The organism is Actinomycetospora callitridis (genome assembly GCF_028737265.1).
Classification (GTDB): domain Bacteria; phylum Actinomycetota; class Actinomycetes; order Mycobacteriales; family Pseudonocardiaceae; genus Actinomycetospora; species Actinomycetospora callitridis.
Genome location: NZ_JAQZAK010000003.1, coordinates 533,988 through 549,824, shown reverse-complemented (window position 1 = coordinate 549,824; position 15,837 = coordinate 533,988). Strand labels below are relative to the sequence as shown.

19 protein-coding genes are annotated in these 15,837 nt (G+C 75.1%); 14 read left to right on the top strand and 5 right to left on the bottom strand.

Annotation, left to right across the window (positions count from 1 at the left end; translation table 11 throughout):
* Positions 1-78 precede the first annotated feature (78 nt).
* On the top strand, positions 79-615 hold the full coding sequence (locus tag PH191_RS14070) for a DUF308 domain-containing protein (RefSeq protein ID WP_274195220.1): 537 nt from the start codon (positions 79-81) through the stop codon (positions 613-615).
* Positions 616-686: 71 nt separating this feature from the next.
* On the opposite strand, the gene PH191_RS14065 is transcribed toward PH191_RS14070, so the two are convergent.
* The 3 genes from PH191_RS14065 to PH191_RS14055 all read right to left on the bottom strand — a co-directional run bounded on the left by PH191_RS14065 (position 687) and on the right by PH191_RS14055 (position 2,953).
* On the bottom strand, positions 687-1,316 hold the full coding sequence (locus tag PH191_RS14065) for an Hsp20/alpha crystallin family protein (protein ID WP_274195219.1): 630 nt from the start codon (positions 1,314-1,316) through the stop codon (positions 687-689).
* A 258-nt stretch (positions 1,317-1,574) separates the two neighbouring features.
* The gene (locus tag PH191_RS14060) at positions 1,575-2,525 is read right to left on the bottom strand and encodes a potassium channel family protein (protein ID WP_274195218.1); all 951 of its coding nucleotides are present in this window, start codon (positions 2,523-2,525) and stop codon (positions 1,575-1,577) included.
* Positions 2,522-2,953, bottom strand: a complete 432-nt coding sequence (locus PH191_RS14055; protein WP_274195217.1) for a hypothetical protein — start codon at positions 2,951-2,953, stop codon at positions 2,522-2,524. The genes PH191_RS14060 and PH191_RS14055 overlap by 4 nt, the downstream gene beginning before the upstream one ends.
* Positions 2,954-3,178: 225 nt before the next feature.
* Here PH191_RS14055 and PH191_RS14050 point away from each other — a divergent pair, with 225 nt between their 5' ends.
* The gene (locus tag PH191_RS14050; RefSeq protein ID WP_274195216.1) at positions 3,179-4,546 is read left to right on the top strand and encodes a M23 family metallopeptidase; all 1,368 of its coding nucleotides are present in this window, start codon (positions 3,179-3,181) and stop codon (positions 4,544-4,546) included.
* Between the two features lie 102 nt (positions 4,547-4,648).
* On the opposite strand, the gene PH191_RS14045 is transcribed toward PH191_RS14050, so the two are convergent.
* On the bottom strand, positions 4,649-4,810 hold the full coding sequence (locus PH191_RS14045) for a hypothetical protein (RefSeq protein ID WP_274195215.1): 162 nt from the start codon (positions 4,808-4,810) through the stop codon (positions 4,649-4,651).
* Positions 4,811-5,071: 261 nt separating this feature from the next.
* Here PH191_RS14045 and PH191_RS14040 point away from each other — a divergent pair, with 261 nt between their 5' ends.
* The 4 genes from PH191_RS14040 (at position 5,072) to PH191_RS14025 (ending at position 8,018) form a co-directional block, all read left to right on the top strand.
* A complete protein-coding gene (locus PH191_RS14040) occupies positions 5,072-5,581 on the top strand; it encodes a universal stress protein (protein ID WP_274195214.1) in 510 nt (169 codons plus the stop codon).
* A 136-nt stretch (positions 5,582-5,717) separates the two neighbouring features.
* Entirely contained in the window at positions 5,718-6,356 is a 639-nt protein-coding gene (locus tag PH191_RS14035) for a response regulator transcription factor (RefSeq protein WP_274195300.1), read from the top strand.
* A gap of 94 nt (positions 6,357-6,450) precedes the next feature.
* A complete protein-coding gene (locus tag PH191_RS14030; RefSeq protein ID WP_274195213.1) occupies positions 6,451-6,987 on the top strand; it encodes a universal stress protein in 537 nt (178 codons plus the stop codon).
* Positions 6,988-7,112: 125 nt separating this feature from the next.
* Positions 7,113-8,018, top strand: a complete 906-nt coding sequence (locus tag PH191_RS14025) for a universal stress protein (RefSeq protein ID WP_274195212.1) — start codon at positions 7,113-7,115, stop codon at positions 8,016-8,018.
* Between the two features lie 78 nt (positions 8,019-8,096).
* Here the strand turns inward: PH191_RS14025 and PH191_RS14020 are convergent, their stop codons facing one another.
* Positions 8,097-8,663 (bottom strand): universal stress protein, encoded by a 567-nt coding sequence (locus PH191_RS14020; RefSeq protein ID WP_274195211.1) that lies wholly within the window; start codon positions 8,661-8,663, stop codon positions 8,097-8,099.
* A gap of 271 nt (positions 8,664-8,934) precedes the next feature.
* Between PH191_RS14020 and PH191_RS14015 the strand changes: the two genes are divergently transcribed.
* The 8 genes from PH191_RS14015 to PH191_RS13980 all read left to right on the top strand — a co-directional run bounded on the left by PH191_RS14015 (position 8,935) and on the right by PH191_RS13980 (position 15,828).
* A complete protein-coding gene (locus tag PH191_RS14015) occupies positions 8,935-9,405 on the top strand; it encodes an Hsp20/alpha crystallin family protein (RefSeq protein ID WP_274195210.1) in 471 nt (156 codons plus the stop codon).
* Positions 9,406-9,581: 176 nt separating this feature from the next.
* Complete coding sequence (locus PH191_RS14010) at positions 9,582-9,776, top strand: hypothetical protein (protein WP_274195209.1); 195 nt, start codon at positions 9,582-9,584, stop codon at positions 9,774-9,776.
* An 8-nt stretch (positions 9,777-9,784) separates the two neighbouring features.
* A complete protein-coding gene (locus PH191_RS14005; protein ID WP_274195208.1) occupies positions 9,785-10,717 on the top strand; it encodes a universal stress protein in 933 nt (310 codons plus the stop codon).
* Between the two features lie 762 nt (positions 10,718-11,479).
* Positions 11,480-11,953, top strand: coding sequence for a DUF7144 family membrane protein (locus PH191_RS14000; protein ID WP_274195207.1), 474 nt, complete (start codon positions 11,480-11,482; stop codon positions 11,951-11,953).
* A gap of 174 nt (positions 11,954-12,127) precedes the next feature.
* Entirely contained in the window at positions 12,128-12,361 is a 234-nt protein-coding gene (locus tag PH191_RS13995) for a DUF1918 domain-containing protein (RefSeq protein ID WP_274195206.1), read from the top strand.
* Between the two features lie 139 nt (positions 12,362-12,500).
* Positions 12,501-13,388, top strand: a complete 888-nt coding sequence (locus PH191_RS13990) for a universal stress protein (protein WP_274195205.1) — start codon at positions 12,501-12,503, stop codon at positions 13,386-13,388.
* Positions 13,389-13,435: 47 nt separating this feature from the next.
* Positions 13,436-14,305 (top strand): universal stress protein, encoded by an 870-nt coding sequence (locus PH191_RS13985; protein ID WP_274195204.1) that lies wholly within the window; start codon positions 13,436-13,438, stop codon positions 14,303-14,305.
* A complete protein-coding gene (locus PH191_RS13980; protein ID WP_274195203.1) occupies positions 14,302-15,828 on the top strand; it encodes a bifunctional aminoglycoside phosphotransferase/ATP-binding protein in 1,527 nt (508 codons plus the stop codon). The genes PH191_RS13985 and PH191_RS13980 overlap by 4 nt, the downstream gene beginning before the upstream one ends.
* Positions 15,829-15,837: the final 9 nt, after the last annotated feature.

Below are 15,837 nucleotides of genomic sequence, written 5' to 3'. Positions count from 1 at the left end.
AGGGACCGGGTCCGAGGTCCCTACCGGGAGCACCCGCCCCCCGGCATTGTCCCCGCCACGGAGCGGAAGGAGATGGTCATGGCGACCGTCGTGCAACGACGCAGGACCGGCTGGGACGTCGCGCTCGGGATCCTGCTGCTGCTGGCCGGGTTGTTGGTGCTGGGCAACGCGGTGATCGCGACGATCCTGTCCGTGCTGTTCCTCGGCTGGATCGCGATCGGATCGGGTGTGGTGACGCTCGTGGGCGCCTTCGTCCGCCGCGAGTCCGGCGTCTCCTGGTCCGCAGCGCTCGGCGGGGCGGTGCTGATCGTGCTGGGCGTGATCATCGTCCGCGACCCGCTGGCGGGTGCCGCGGCGCTCACGTTGCTGGCGGGCGCGCTGTTCCTCGTCGTGGGCGTGACCCGGCTGTTCGCCGGGGCCCAGGTGCCGCAGGCCCGTGCCCTGCTGATCGTCAGCGGAATCCTGTCGATCATCCTGGGTCTGGTCGTGCTCTTCAACCTGACCATCGCCGTCCCGTCCCTGCTGGGCCTCCTGCTGGGCGTCCAGATCGTCATCGAGGGCGTGACGCTGCTCGTCGCCGGCCGGGTGCGAACCGGCCCGGTTCCGGCCCGCTGACAGAGGTGCCCACCGACGCCCGGGCCCTGGCGCCACCTCGCCCCCGTCGGGGCGCGGCCCGGGTGTCGCGCTCAGGACGGACTCCCGTCGTCCGTCTCGCCGCCCGGGGCCCGCTCGTCGTGCCGCACGGGGATCTCGACACGCTCGGTCGGCGTCCGTGGTGTCGGCAGGGGCATGCGGACGGTCAGCACGCCGGCGGCGTAGGACGCGGTGATCGTCGACGGGTCGGTGTCCGGCGGGACGGCGAGCTCGCGGTGGAAGATGCCCGTCCGCCGCTCGCGGCGCCGCCGGCTCTCGGCGTCCGGTCGAGCGTTCTCCGAATCGGCCTCGCGCACCGCGTGCAGGAACAGCTGACCGCCCTCCGCGGCGACGGTGATGTCGCCGGGGGCGAAGCCGGGCAGTTCCGCGTCGACGACGACGGCATCGTCCTCGACGCGCTCGTCCACCGCGATCGTGGTCATGCGCGGGTGCCGGCCGAGGAGGCTGTCGGAGACCGGCGCGCTCAGCGTGCCGACAACCGCACGGGCACCGCGGCGGAGGGCGCCGGAGACGCCGCCCGACGCTGTGGGTTGTGCGGTGTCGGTCGCGCCCTCCGCCGTGGCGGTGGTGGCGGTCTCCGTCGAGGTGCCCGTCGTCGTCGCTGCCGCGTCGTCGGTTGGTTCCTGGGTTGCGGCGCGCCGGCCCCGCTTCGTGATGGCCATGGAGCTCCTCCTGTCGTCGACCCGGCCGCTCGGGCCGGGGAGACCAGATCGCCATCCTGGAACCCCGTCGAGCAGGGCCGATGGGCCCGTCGGGAGGCGACCGAGGGCCCGGAGATGCCCGGGCGTGGTGGTCCCGACCTGTCACGGCGCCCTGATCGGCCACACCTCGCCGTTCGACCGAGCACACCGCGCACGTGGCGGTGACGGTCGTGCGACCTCCGGGGAGGTGGCGGGGGCCGGCGGGTCCCGAGCTCGAACCTACGACCGCCGGTCCTCCGGGAGGCGGTGGCCGCCGGGAGGCCCCGGATGGAGGCGACCCGGGCCGGCGGCCCCGACGGCGTGGTCGCGGGCGTAGGCGTCGAGCACGTCCCGTGTCGAGCCGCCCGGAATCCGGAAGCGGGTGGCGACGCCGGCGGCGAATTCGTCGATCGCCCGCAGCAGCAGCCCGCCGTGGAAATGGGCATCGGGGCAGGTGCCCTGCCGGCGGGCCTGCTCGGCGAGGTCCAGCAGATGGCTCATCACCGCCGGCAGCGCGAACCGCGGGTCGTCGTCGTGGAAGTAGTAGGTGATGGGAAAGGTGACCAGGTCGCGCTCGCCGGCCACCAGCCGCGAGGTCAGGTCGGCGTACACGCTCGGGGGTAGCGGCTCCGGCGGGCCGGGGTCGGACCTGTCGTTCCCGACCTCCTGCAGCAGTCGTATCTCGTAGGCCAGGGCCCGGCGCCGGGAGAGCACGGGGAAGATCGAGAGCAACCACGACACGCTGGCGGTCAGCAGCCCCAGTCCGAGCAGGGCCTCCAGCGGAGCGGCCACGCGCAGCAGTCCGTGCGAGGGCGAGACGTCGCCGTAGCCGAGCGTGCTGAGGGTGACCAGCGAGAAGTACAGGGCGTCGAGCAGGCTCGTGCCGACGGCGTCGAGCTCGGTCGCGTGCAGGAAGCCCTCGGGCATCCACGGCCAGTACACCAGGGCCCAGCCGCACCCCAGGAACGTCGTCCAGCTCGCCACGACGACGAGGAACGAGACGGGCCCGGCGAGCCCCAGCGTGCGCGGCCCGGGCAGGTGATGACACGTCGACCAGGTCGCGCTGATCACCGCTCGACTCAGCGAGTGCCGCCGCGGGTGCGAGAACAGGGTGGCGAAGACGTCGAACAGTGCGGTCGCGATCAGCGCCACGCCGACGGCCGAGCTGAGCACCGCGAGCGTCGGCGTCATCGTGTCTCGGGCTCGTGCGGTGCCTGCGGGAGCGTGAGGCGCCGCATCACCTCGGGAGCGACGGCGGTCCACACCGGCACCAGCACCCAGATGCGACCGGCCCGCACGTCGTAGTCCGCCAGCAACTCCGACCAGGCCAGCTTGCCCACCAGCCGTCCGAAGCCGAACTCGAAGCCCAGGGTCATGACGACCCAGGACATCCCGACGACCCACGCGTGCGCCGCATCCGGGATCGGGTGACGTCGCTGCAGCCGGTGCACGTAGGCGGTCAACGCCGCGAGCAGCACGACGGTCGCGACACGGCGCGCGGTCTCCTCGCCGAGCCGTGGCTGGAGGACCGTGCCCCGGACGGTGCCGTTGAGCACGGCCAGCAGCAGCAGGCCCAGCCAGTTCGGGAGCCAGATGCGGTAGGCCGCGGACGATCTCATGACCGGAAGCGTTCCTCGCCGGTCAGGGTCCGCCCAGGGCCGTGCGACCTCGGTGGGACGGTCGTGGGGCCCGCCGCTCCGGTCGGCTCCCCGCGAGGAGCGTCCGGGGTGGACCTTCGGTCCGGAGTGGGGGGACCTTCGCGGGCTGTGGCCGGCGGCCCGGGCGCGACACGGTCGCCCCCGAGAGGCACAGGAGCGTCCCTCTCCGACCGCGGAGGTGCGGCCTTGTCGACACGATGGCTCGCCGGCGGGCTGGCGGTGACGTGGTTCGTCGCGACCGCTCTCGGCGTTCTCGACCTGCCGGCCTTCGTGGTCGTGGTCGTCCTGGGCGTGCTCGTGATGCTCTCGGTCGAGCCCGATGCACGTCACCGGCACCGCGGCGTCGCTGCGACCCGGCGCAATCTCGTCCTGGCCGGGCTCACGACGGTCGCGTTCGTCCCGGTCGCTCTCGGCTCGGATCTGCTGATCGGCCGGGTGCCCGTCGAGTCCGTACCCCTCGTCCTGGGGGCTCTGGCGTCGGTGTGCGTGGCGATCCCGCGCCTGGCCGAGACGCACGAGGTACCCGCCCCGGCCGTCCTCGGGCACCGCGAGCTGATCCTCGGGGTCACGGGGCTCGTCGCCGGCACCCGTGCCTACCAGACGGGCGAGACCGTGCTCGCGATGGTCGCGTTCGCCGCCGTCCTGCCCGTCGTCATGGTCGTTCGTCGCGTGCGTGCCGGCGCCTGCTCGCCGCGCTGCCTGGCACGGCGGACCTTCGGGCTCCAGGCGACGAACCTCTGGCTCTTCCTCGCGGTCCTGGCCGCCGCCGGACTTCCCGGCACGTTCTCCGTCTGGCGGTCCTACCTCCCCGGTGCCGAGCCGTTCGTGACCGCGGCGTTCTGGGTCGGCCTGGCCGTCGCGGTGATCCTGGTCGCCTTCCCGCTGCCGCGCATCTCGCTCATGATCAACCTGCTGGCCCTGCTCGGCTCGGTGGTCCTCGTCGCCGAGCTCGTCGCCACCGTGACCGCGCCTCGCGATCCGGTGACGATCGGCCTCCCGCACGCCGTCCGGTGGGAGGCCGTCTCGGCGGGGCGGAGCGCGCTGGTCAACAACCACTGGACGCTCGCCGTGCAGCGTGACGCCATCGACTTCGTCGAGGTCGTCGACGACAGGACCCACCGCGGCGACGGGAGCCGCCTGGAGGACTTCGCCATCTTCTCCCGGCCCGTCCTCGCCGTCTCGGACGCGCGGGTCACCGAGGCCGTGGACGGTCTCCCCGACCTCCCGGTCGGCGGGTACACACGGCACGACATGGCCGGCAACCACCTGGTCCTCGACATCGGCGGTGGTCACTACGTCCTGTACGGGCACCTGGAGCAGGGCAGCGTCCGCGTCCGGGTGGGCGAGCAGGTCCGGCGCGGCCAGGTGATCGGCCAGGTCGGTGACTCCGGCAACTCCGGTGAGCCCCACCTGCACCTGCAGGTGCAGAACAGACCGACCTTCGACGTCGAGGACCGGAGCATCCGCACCTCCCCGATCCTGTTCGTCGACGCCACCGTCGCCGACGTACGGCGTGGCGACCCGGTGGCACCGGCGGTCGGCACGCCCCGATGACGTCCGCCCCGCGGTCGCCGCCGCATCCTCGAGGAGTGACCGACTCGCATGGTCAGCTCTGCGCGAGCCCGGGGGCGGCGGTGGCGAGCCGGGCGACCACCGCTACCGCGGCCACCCACCGCCCGGGCCCGTCATCGTCCCGCCCGTGCCGGTCACGGGTGACGCGGTGCCGGCGGACGGCGCAGCGCACGCCGAGACGCCGAACGCCACGAGCAGGACGATCACCACCACGCCGAGCGCGGCCTGCCGACACCGACTCATCACGAGGCGACGGTCGCCGTATCCCGGGCGCACCCTCAGGGGCGAAGAGCCCGGCTCGCGGGGGCCGATCGACCCAGGACGTCCGGGCGAGCACGCCGAGGTCGTCCACCGACTCGCCGCCGATGAGGTCGAGGGCCAGCGCGTCGGAGGTCACGGCGGAGGCCGCCTCGGGGGTCCGGGACCTCCGGAGAGACGTTCGGCCCTGGGGCCGGGCCGGTCGAGGGCGGATCGTCCGGCCCGGCCGGCGCGACGCGGGGAGCGATCATGAAGGTGGGGGAGGACGGCGCCCGGGTGCCCGCGGGCGAGGGTGGCCGCCCGACCGTGGTGGTGGGGGTCGACGGGTCGCCGGGCTCGCGTGCGGCGCTGGTCGACGCGATGCGCTCCGCGTCGCGGAGAGGTGCCCGCCTCCACGTGGTCGCGGTCTACGAGCCCCCCGAGTGGCGGCTGGGCCCGACTCCCGGCTCGCCCCTCCCGAGCCGCGCCGAGATCGAGACCGAGTTGCTCGCCGCTGTCCGTGAGATGGTCACCGATGTCGCGTACGAACTCGGCGGGCAGCATCTGCGGCGTCCGGAGGTCGACGTCGTCGCGCTTCCCGGCGAGGCCGCCGAGGTCCTGGTCGACGCGGCCGAGGGTGCCGACGAACTGGTCGTGGGCCACCGCGGCCGCGGAGCGGTCGCCAGCGCGCTGCTCGGCTCGGTCGGGCTCGGCTGTCTGCTGCACGCGCCCTGCCCGGTGCGGGTCGTGCCCCGGTCCACGCCGCCGGGCGACTCCTGATCGTCGGGACGTTCGACCCTGCCCGTCGTCTCCGCGAGGGACGATGCTGGCGACCACGGATGTCGTCGCGTTCACGCTCGTCGGCCCCGGTCCGTCCCTCCCCGAACCCGACGAGCTGCAGGAGAAGGAGCGTGTCGTGACGACGGTGTTCCTGGTGGATGATCACGAGGTGGTGCGGCGGGGGGTGGCGGACCTGCTGGACGGCCACGAGGACCTCGAGGTGGTGGGTGAGGCGGGGTCGGTGGCCGAGGCCCTGGGTCGGATCCCGGCGTTGCGCCCCCAGGTGGCGGTGCTCGATGTACGCCTGCCGGACGGCACCGGGATCGAACTGTGCCGGGAGTTGCGGTCCCGGATGCCGGCCTTGGCGTGTCTGATGTTGACCTCGTACACCGATGAGCAGGCGATGTTCGACGCGGTGCTGGCCGGAGCCGCGGGTTATGTGATCAAGGACGTGCGGGGCAACGACATCGTGAATGCGGTGCGGGAGGTGGGGGCGGGGGGTTCGTTGCTGGACGGTCGCGCGGCGAGTGCCCTCATGGGTCGGCTGCGGTCGCGCAGTGAGGCTCCGGATCCGTTGGCGGAGCTGACGGTCAAGGAGCGGGAGGTGCTGGGGCTCATCGGGGAGGGGCTGACGAATCGGGAGATCGGTCAGCGGATGTACCTGGCGGAGAAGACGGTGAAGAACTACGTGTCGGCGTTGTTGGCGAAGTTGGGGATGCAACGCCGGGTGCAGGCCGCCGTCCTCGCGAACAAGGTCAAGCCCGAGGAGTACTGACGGGCCCGATCGACGGGACTCGTCGGGACCATCGACCCTCACGGAAAGTCAACGTGGCGAGCAGGGTCCTCGTCATGACGGCAGAACAGCGGGCGTGACGGTGTCCCGCGACCGCCGCGACGACGGCCCGCGAGTCCTGTGTGGGGTCAACGGCTCGACCAGCTCGCGGAGTGCCCTCGCCGAGGCCGTGCGCCGAGCCTCGGCGTGCGGTGGCCGGCTCACGGTCGTCACGGCCTACGACGCCGCGGGCTACTTCTGGGGTGCCCTCGCCGCGTTGCCCGGGGGCGACCTGCTGCCGGTGCCTGACCGTGCCGCGGTCCACGAGGCCGAGGAGGCGACGTTGCGGGCCTTCGTCGACGACGTGCTGTCCGACCCCGGGCTCGCGGCGCTCGTCGCGGAGGGACCGGTGGTGATCGAGACCCGGGCCGTGCCCGGCCGTCCCGCCGACGTGCTCGTCCGGGAGTCCGCCGAGGCCGCCGCCCTCGTTGTGGGCCACGGCGAGGACTCGGAAACCGTGGCGTCGGTGGCCGTCGGGTGTCTGCGCCGGGCCCGCTGCCCGGTGATCGTCGTCCCGGGGGTGCTCACGGATCGCCCCGCCCCGCCGAGCACGAGGTCGCGACGGCGGCCGTAGGTCCCGCACGTCATCCCGAGCGTTCGGGCGCTCGACGGTCGGTCGACCCGGGTCACAGGGCCCTCCGACCCTGGCCGCCGCCCGCCGTGGGACGCGACCCTCGCAGCAGGACGAGGAGGTGGGCCGTGTCGGATCCGATGGTCTCCGCGCAGACCGCGGGCGACCCCGAAACACCAGCGCCGACGTCGACGAGGGCGGGCGCGGACGTCGTGGTGGGCGTGCCGCTCGGGGGACGGGCCGGCGCGGCCGTCCACTGGGCCGCCGCCGAGGCCCGGGACCGCGGCGTCGCTCTCCGGCTGGTGCAGGGGCTGGTGGTCCCCCGCGGAGGCTATCCGGGGCGCTCGTTCGTCGGTGTCGACGCCGAGCAGGGCCTGTTCTTGCTGGCCCGTCAGGAACTGCGGGAGATGCGGCTCGTCGCCCGCCGCGTCGCGCCGGACCTCCCGATCGTCGAAGACCTGGTCGAGAGCGATCCTGTCGCGGTGCTGCGGGCCCAGGCGCGCGTCGCCTCCCTGCTCGTCCTCGGCAGCGACGGATTCGGCAGGCTCGGGGAGCTCACCCTGGGCAGGACCACCCGGGGCCTGGCCGGTGAGGTCGCCGTGCCGGTCGTCCTCGTGCCCCACCACTGTGACGCGCGGGCGCGCGAGAGGGCGGAGGGCCACGCCCCCGTCGTGGTCGGGGACGACGGCTCGGAGGGCTGTCGGGGCGCTCTGCGGTTCGCCGCGCTCCGGGCCGCGTCCCGCGGTGTTCCTCTCGTGGTGGTGCGGGCCGGCAAGGATGTGCGGCTGCTCGGCGAGGACGTTCCGGAGCTGGGATCGGCGCGTCCGGCCGGAGTCCGTGTCGTCCTCGCCGAGGAGCGCGCGGACCGGGTGCTGGCCGACCAGGCCCGCGATGCGGAGCTCGTGGTGCTCGGGGTGGGGGAGCACGGCCGGCATCGCCGCCCGCAGACGCGCCCCGGCCTCGTGCGGAGGGCGACGTGCCCGGTGGCGATCGTTCCCCCGGGTGCGGGCGGGCGCTCCCGGCCCTCGCGGTAGCCCCGGCTGCCCGTGCCGCCCGGCCGCCCGCCTGCCCAACGGCCCCTCCCCGCCCGGGCGGGCCGTAGGGGGTCTACATCACGGCTCGTGCCGCCGGCCCACGGTGATCGGCTCGGGGGCCTCGGCCGCAGACCGCACCATGCGGTGCGGGATCACGAGCACCGGGACCGGCGAGTCGCGCACGCACCGGGCGGTCACGGAACCGAGGACGGCCGAGGCGGCGCGTCCCCGTCCGCGGGACCCCACGACGAGGATGTCCGCGTCGGCGGCAGCGTGGAGCAGGATGTCCGCCGAGTCGGGCCCCTGGCGCAGGTGGACGTCGACGTGTGCGGCGTCGAGGCCCAGGAGTTCGGTGAGGACGTCGGTCAGATGGCGCCGTGCGACCTCCTCGAGCTCGGCCAGGTGAGGGCCGGAGTGCTGGTCGTCGGCGGCCACCGCCGTGTCCCAGACGTCCCGGATCTTCCAGGCCCAGACGACCCGGAGGGCGCTGCCGGTCCGCCGGGCCAGCGATGCAGCCCAGCCCACGGCCTCGACGGCCTCCTCCGAGTCGTCGTACCCGGCGACGACGAGCGCGATCCCCTCCGCACGAGCGGTGCGCCCGCTCGCGGTGTCGTGTGCGTCGCGGCCCGGGAGCTCATCGTCCATGGGGTCAGAGTGTCCGTCGACGCCGGCTGGGGGCAGGGTCGATCGGCCGGTGTCGACCGGGCCCCTGGCCCTGCCCGGGCCGCAGGGGGAAGGACGGCGCCGGTCCTCCGGACGGAACCCGCACCGGCGACGCAGGGTCGGACGGCGCGGGACGGTCGTCACGCACGGCCGCACGCCCCGGGCCGCAGGGCCGGACGACCTCGGTCGCGGGTCCTTCGACCCTGGGGGTGGACCGGGTCGGGTCGGAACGTCGGGCCCGGAGGTGGAGAACATGTCATTGATCCGACGCCAGACACCCGCGACCTCGGCCGACGTCTTCCGACAGTTCGACCGGATGTTCGACGACTGGATGCGCGCCCTTCCCCTGCGGGCGTGGGATCCGCCGTCGATGCGTGCCCCGGAGGAGGTGATCAAGGTCGACGAGTACCGGGAGAACGGTGACCTGGTGATCAAGGCCGAGGTGCCCGGTATCGACCCGGACAAGGACCTCAGCCTGACCGTGGCCAACGGGATGCTCGACCTCCGCGCGGAGCGCAGGATCGCGGAGGACACCGAGGACAAGGGGTACCACCGGCACGAGCTGCGCTACGGCACCTTCGCCCGCCGCCTGCCCCTGCCGGACGGTGTCGATCCCTCGACGGTGGTTGCGTCCTACAAGGACGGGATCCTCACGGTCCGGGTCCCGATGCCCGAGACGGCCACGGGCGAGGAACCCACGACCGTCGCCATCGAGAAGGGCTGAGTCCCGCCCCGGGGCCGGGCCGCCGACGGCGGTCCGGCCCCGCGTGTGTGCGGGAGGAGCGCCGGTGCCGCGACGATCGGCCCGCCCGACGGGGCCCGGAGGACCCGGGCGCCGGTGGACGACACCCCCGAGTCTCGCCCAGGACGAGGAAACCCCGTCGAGGAGAGGAGAGCACGATGGACGCGGACCGCAGGGTGGCCGACCACGGCGGAGTGGCGATCGGTCGGGTGGACGCCGAGGGCGACGTCCGGGACTTCGCCGGTGTGCGGATCGGGCGGGTCCTCGACGACGGTGTCGTCGAGGACTTCGCGCACGTGCACATCGGGGCCGTCGTCGGGACGCGGGCTCCCCGCCACGCGGCGGCCGCCTGATGGCCGGCGTGTCGAGCGACGTCGGCGGGACGGGCCGGCCGGTCGTGGTGGGTGCCGACGGCTCCGAGTCGTCGCTGCGCGCCGTCGGGTGGGCGGCGCGCACCGCAGTGTTCCGGGGCCGGGACCTGCACGTCGTCCACGCCTACGGCGGGGTCGACCCCTCCCTCGTCGCCGACGCCTCGCTGTGGCGTCGTTACCAGCAGGATCTCCTCGACCACGCCCGCCAGATCGCCGCACGGGCCGTGGCGGTGGCGCACGAGGCGGCCCCGTCGGTGACCGTCACCGAGGAGCTCGTGGACGGTGCGGCCGCACCGGCCCTGCTCGAGCGGGCGGACGACGCCCTGCTCGTCGTGGGTGAGCAGGGCACCGGCGGACTCGGTGGCACGCTCGTCGGGTCGGTGGCCTCGTCGGTGGCCGCCCACGCCGTGGCCCCGGTCGTCGTGGTCCGCGGCGACGAGCCCACCGATCCCGCGGCACCCGTGGTCGTCGGGGTCGACGGCTCGCCGGTCAGCGACGCCGCGATCGATTTCGCCGTCGTGGCCGCGGACCTCGCCGGCTGCCCGCTCGTCGCGGTCCACACGTGGTGGGACCCGCTCTTCGACCCGGTGACGGAGCCGCTGCTGGGCTGGGATGCGATCGTCGACGACGAGAGGCGGGTGCTCGCCGAGCAGCTCGCCGGCCGGTCGGCGGCGTACCCCGATCTCGCGGTGTCCACCGTCGTGGAGCGCTCCCACCCCTCCCGGGCGTTGCTCGACCGCGCCCGCGGGGCGCGCCTCCTGGTCGTCGGGTCCCGCGGCCGCGGTGGGTTCACCGGGCTCCTGCTCGGTTCGGTGGGCCGCGCGATGGTGCACCGGGCACCCTGTCCCGTCGCGGTCGTCCCTCCGCCCGGTGGCGGGCCCGGGCGACGGGCCGAGGCGCGTGTCGAGGTGGCCGCACGGTGACCCGAGCCGGGTACCGACGGCCGAACGCGCGCCTCCCCCCACTCGGGACGTTCGACCCTGCCGACGCGGGTCCACCCCGTCCACGGTGACGGGGTCGCCACAGCGTCACCGACCGGCGCCGTCCCGGGAAGGACCACGACAGGACGCGATGAGTTCTCGACGCCCGCCCGGCCCCGAGCCGGACGCACCCGGCCGCACCGCCGCGCCCGGCGGCCACCACGACGACGACGCCTCCGCCACCGCGGGCGCCGTGGCACGCCTCTCCGTGGAGTTCCCGGCCCAGCGCGCCGCGGTCGTGTCCCGCACGGTGGATCAGTGCCGGCGCGATCTCGACGGGGCGCCACCCGGTGCGCTGCCGGAACTGCTCGAGAGGCTGGCCCGGCAGCGGCTGCAGGACGGCCTTCCTCGGCGACTCCCGCCGCGCGACCCGACCCGACCGGCACCGTCGGCGGCTCTCACGGGGGGAGGCGAGCGCAGCCGACGGCCCGGCGGTCGCCGGACCACGGGGCCCTCGGCGAGGGAGGAACTCTAGGTCGGCCCTCCGCTCGCCGACGATCACCCGAGGGCCGCGACTCCGGCCGAGGATCTCCGCGGGGACGGAGGCCCGCGCGGGGCGTCTCTCCACCGGTTTCACGTCCGGGCGAGCGGAACCGGGACCGTGGGCCGCCCTCGGGGGGGCCGTTGGTCCCTGCCCGGCGCCCGGGGGTGGCGGGACGGTCCTCTCGACGAGTGTCCGTCGTATCGCCGGGAGGTGGAGACGTCATGACCCAGCAGACCGATCCGAGGGACTACCGCGGGGCACCGGGGACGGGTGCTGGTCCGGCCTCGATGGGGACCGGGCAGGAGCGGAGTGGGGCGGCCGGATGGGTGCGCTTCGGGGCCGTCGTGATGGTGGTCGTCGGTGTCTTCGGTGTGATCGAGGGCCTGGTCGCCGTGCTGACCCCGTCGTACTTCGTCACCGTCGGCGGCGCGGTGTTCGTGCTGTCGCTGGCGGGGTGGGGATGGGTGCACCTGGCACTCGGCGCACTCGTCGCGATCGTCGGGGCGAGCCTGCTGGGCGAGGCGCCGAGCTGGGCGCGTGGGACGGCGGTCGCCCTCGTGGCGCTCTCCGCGATCCTGCACCTGACGTTTGTCGCCGCCGCGCCGGTGTGGTCGATCCTCGTGATCGCACTCGACGTGATCGTGCTCTACGCGCTGATCACCACGTGGGACGAGCGGGTGCTCGCGCGGCGCTGACACCCCCGGTCGGTCCGGTCGGCGCCCGAGGCCGACCGGACCGGACCCGCGTCCGGTGCGCTCCGGCCCCTGCCGGAGGTCCCGAGCGAGCCGGTGCGGATGGCCCTGGTCGGCGCTGCGCCGGTGTGAGGACCTCGAGCGACCACACGGTGACGGCGGCGAGGGAGGCTCGGGATGAGGGCACAGGTCGGGAACTGGCTGATCGTGGAGGGGCTGACCGACGCGTCGTCCCGCCGACAGGGGGAGATCGTGGCGGTCACCCACGCCGACGGCACGCCGCCGTTCTGGGTCCGGTGGCTCGACGACGACCACCGCAGCCTGGTGTTCCCCGGTCCCGATGCCCGGGTCGAGCCCCACCCCGTGCAGCAGGCGGTGGCCGCGCCCGTCCCGAACCGGGCGGAGCCCTGAGCGACGGGCCCGGGACCGACGGACCTGCCGGAGGTCCCGTCCGGTCCGCGTCGTCGGGCCCTGACGCGGGACGGGGAGGCGGCGGGAGCGTGGTGCGCGGGCCGCGACCGCGGCGCCGTCCCCTCCCGAGGAGGCCCGCATGATCGACCATTCGACGCCATCGGCCGGCGTGCTCGTCGGCGTGGACGGCAGCCCCGCGACCGCCGGCGCCGTCCGGTGGGCGGCGCGCGAGGCCGCGCGTCGTCACCTGCCGCTCGACCTGGTCCAGGTGCTGCCGCCCTCGGAGCGTCCGCACGACGAGCTCCGCAGCCCGTCCGGGCGTGCCCACGCGCTGCTCGAGCGGGCCCGCCGGGTCGCCGGCGCCGTGGCACCGCAGGTCCCCGTGCGACTCTCGGTGGTGGACGGCGTCGCCGGGCCCGCGCTCGTCGCGACGGCCTCCCGCGCGCGCCTGCTGGTGATCGGTGCGCGTCCCGGGAGCGGGCTCGCCGAGCTGGGTGTCGGTCGCACCGTCGCCCACGTGATGGGCCACGCCGCGTGCCCCGTGATCGTGGTGCCCCCGGACTGGGAGGCCGCCGAGGACGAGGCCTCGCGGGGGGTGCTCGTAGGTGTCGACGGCTCCGTCGAGGCGCTGGGCGCGATCGGGTTCAGCGCCGACGTCGCGAACCGGTCCCGGAGCACGCTCGTCGTCGCGAGCGTCACCCCGCGCCTCGGTGGTCCCGACGAGGAGACCCGCCGCCGGTATCTCGCCGAGGCCGTCGCCGGTCTGGCCACGCCCTACCCGGAGCTCGTCGTCCGCGAGGTGGTCCGGCGGGGTCGGCCGAGCGAGGCGCTCCTCGACATCGCCCGCTCGGGCGTGAGCCTGGTGGCGCTCGGCGCGCGAGCGCGGGGGCCCGTCGGGGGTGCGCTGCTGGGTTCGACGAGCCAGCAGCTCGTCCGCTTCGCGCCCTGCCCGGTCGCGGTGCTGCCCCCGCAGGCCGCCGCGACGTGGGCGCGCCCCGAGCGCACCTACGCCGGTGAGGGGGCCTGATGACCGTGACGTCGATGGGGGCGAGGGTGGCTCCTCGCCTCCCTTCGGTGGTCGTGGGTGTGGGCGACGGGCTGTTGCGGACCCGGGTGCTCGACCGCGCCGTGGCCGAGGCCCGCCGGCGCGATCGCACCGTCCGCGTCGTGCACGCCGACGGCCCGGCCGGGCCCGAGGCACCGTCGTACGGCGACGCCGGCGAGCGGGCCGAGAGCTACCTGAGCCGGACCGCACCCGACGTCGAGGTCCGCCGCACCTGCGTCACCGGCGATCCCGCACGGGCGCTCGCCGGGGCCTGTGGAGCCTCGTCGCTGCTGGTCGTCGGCGACCGCCACCGCCGCCTGGGCAGCCAGGCCGGCCGGACCACCGAGGAGCTGATCGCGATCGCGCCGTGTCCCGTCCTGGTGCTCGGCGAGGACCGCGCGCCCTCGGCGGTCCACGTGCCCCCGCGGGCGGTGGTCGTCGTCGGGCTCGACGAGGGGCCGGGCGCCGCGGTCGTGCTCGACCACGCACTGCGGATCGCGGAGATGTCGGGGGAGCCGGTCGAGGTGGTCCACGCGGTCGACGAGATCACCTACGACGCCGGGTGGATCGCCCGCCGCCGCGACGCCGACGCCGGTGACGAGGAGACGGACGCGCGCGCCCGGATCGAGGGCCTCGTCGGCGCGCTGAAAGACCGGTTCCCGGACGTCCCGGCGAGCGTCGTGGTCGCCGAGGACCGACCGGCCCGGCTGCTGCTCGAGCGTGCCCTCGGGGCGGACCTGGTGGTCGTCGCGCACCGATGCCGCGACGTGGAGGACCTCGTCGGCCTCGGCTCGACGACCCGGTCGCTGCTCCTGGCCGCGCCGTGCCCGGTGCTCGTCCTCGGTCCATTGGCCGCCGCCGGGGCCGACGGTCCCGGCACCCGGGCGGGCGTCCGATGACCGACCCGCTCGGCGCCGCCGCCCGCGGGGGACGCGCGCCCGACGCCGACGGGCTCGCCGTCGGGGTGCGCGAGACCCACACCGCGGTGCTGTGGTTCCTCGGCGACCGCGTGCACAAGATGAAGAAGCCCGTCGACCTCGGCTTCTGCGACTTCACCACGGTGGAGCTCCGTCGAGAAGCCTGCCGGCGGGAGATCGCGCTCAACCGGCGTCTCAGCCCCGAGGTCTACCTCGGACTCGAGACCGTCCTGGGGTCGTCCGGCGAGGCCGAGGAGTTCCTGGTGGCCATGCGCCGTATGCCGGCCGACCGCAGCCTCGCGGCTCTCGTGCGTGCGGGCGAGCCCGTCGAGGACCACCTGCGGGCCGTCGCCCGGCGGCTCGCGGTATTCCACAGTGCCGCGGCGCGGGGACCGGCCATCACGCGCGAGGGCTCCCGCGAGGCGGCGCGGACCCGGTGGGAGGGGGTCCTCGACGGCCTGCGGCGCCACTCGGGCGCGCTGCTTCCCCCCGACGTCGTCGCCCGGGTCGCCCAGGAGGCGACCGCGTTCCTCGACGGCCGCGCGGCCCTGTTCGCGGCGCGGCGGGCCGAGGACCGCGTCGTCGACGGCCACGGGGACCTGCTGGCCGACGACGTGTTCTGCCTGCCCGACGGCCCCGTCCTGCTCGACTGCCTCGAGTTCGACGACCGCCTGCGCTACGTCGACGGGCTCGACGACGCCGCGTTCCTCGCCATGGACCTCGAACGTCTCGGCGGGCCGGAGCCCGCGGCCCGGTTCCTGGAGCTCTACGCCGAGTTCGCCGCGGACCCGGCCCCGTCGGCGTTGGGTCACCACTTCGTGGCCTACCGGGCGGCCGTCCGTGCGGCCGTGACCTGCATCCGCGTCGAGCAGGGCGGCGGGGACGCCGCGGAGGCCCGCACCCTGCTCGACCTCGCCGACCGCCACCTGCGGGATGCCCGGGTCCGTCTCGTGCTCGTCGGCGGCCTGCCGGGGACGGGCAAGACCACCGTCGCCGGCGGTCTCGCCGACCGGCTCGGGGCCGTGCTGCTGTCCAGCGACCGGGTGCGCAAGGAGCTGGCCGGGCTGAACCCGACGGACCCCGCGGCCGCGGCGTACCGCGACGGCCTCTACCGGCCGGAGCACACCGACGCCACCTACGCGGCCCTGCTCCACCGCGCCGCGGAGCTGCTCGGCCGGGGTGAGACGGTGGTGCTCGACGCGTCGTGGACCGACGCCCGGCGACGGGACCAGGCCGCGGCGCTCGCCGCGAGGACCTCCTCCGACCTGGTGGCGCTGCGTTGCGATGCTCCCCGGGACCTGGCGGACGCGCGTCTCCGCGCACGCCGCGGTTCGGCCTCCGACGCCACCCCGCTCGTGGCCGCGGTGATGTCGGTCGACGCGGACCCCTGGCCGGAGGCCACCACGGTCGACACGTCGGGAGCCGGGGAGGACTCGGTGGCGACCGCCGCGGCGGCCGTGCGCGCCCCGCGGCACCACGGGTCGTGGACGGTGGTCGAGGTCTGAGCACGGGGC

What these genes read in the sequence shown, in the direction of transcription:
- PH191_RS14040 (WP_274195214.1), top strand. Translation starts at nt 5,072, where the DNA reads ATGAAGGTGGGGGAGGACGGCGCCCGGGTGCCCGCGGGCGAGGGTGGC.
- PH191_RS14060 (WP_274195218.1), bottom strand. Translation starts at nt 2,525, where the DNA reads ATGACGCCGACGCTCGCGGTGCTCAGCTCGGCCGTCGGCGTGGCGCTG.
- PH191_RS13995 (WP_274195206.1), top strand. Translation starts at nt 12,128, where the DNA reads ATGAGGGCACAGGTCGGGAACTGGCTGATCGTGGAGGGGCTGACCGAC.
- PH191_RS13980 (WP_274195203.1), top strand. Translation starts at nt 14,302, where the DNA reads ATGACCGACCCGCTCGGCGCCGCCGCCCGCGGGGGACGCGCGCCCGAC.
- PH191_RS14015 (WP_274195210.1), top strand. Translation starts at nt 8,935, where the DNA reads ATGTCATTGATCCGACGCCAGACACCCGCGACCTCGGCCGACGTCTTC.
- PH191_RS13990 (WP_274195205.1), top strand. Translation starts at nt 12,501, where the DNA reads ATGATCGACCATTCGACGCCATCGGCCGGCGTGCTCGTCGGCGTGGAC.
- PH191_RS14000 (WP_274195207.1), top strand. Translation starts at nt 11,480, where the DNA reads ATGACCCAGCAGACCGATCCGAGGGACTACCGCGGGGCACCGGGGACG.
- PH191_RS14065 (WP_274195219.1), bottom strand. Translation starts at nt 1,316, where the DNA reads ATGGCCATCACGAAGCGGGGCCGGCGCGCCGCAACCCAGGAACCAACC.
- PH191_RS14055 (WP_274195217.1), bottom strand. Translation starts at nt 2,953, where the DNA reads ATGAGATCGTCCGCGGCCTACCGCATCTGGCTCCCGAACTGGCTGGGC.
- PH191_RS14070 (WP_274195220.1), top strand. Translation starts at nt 79, where the DNA reads ATGGCGACCGTCGTGCAACGACGCAGGACCGGCTGGGACGTCGCGCTC.
- PH191_RS14020 (WP_274195211.1), bottom strand. Translation starts at nt 8,663, where the DNA reads ATGGACGATGAGCTCCCGGGCCGCGACGCACACGACACCGCGAGCGGG.
- PH191_RS14010 (WP_274195209.1), top strand. Translation starts at nt 9,582, where the DNA reads ATGGACGCGGACCGCAGGGTGGCCGACCACGGCGGAGTGGCGATCGGT.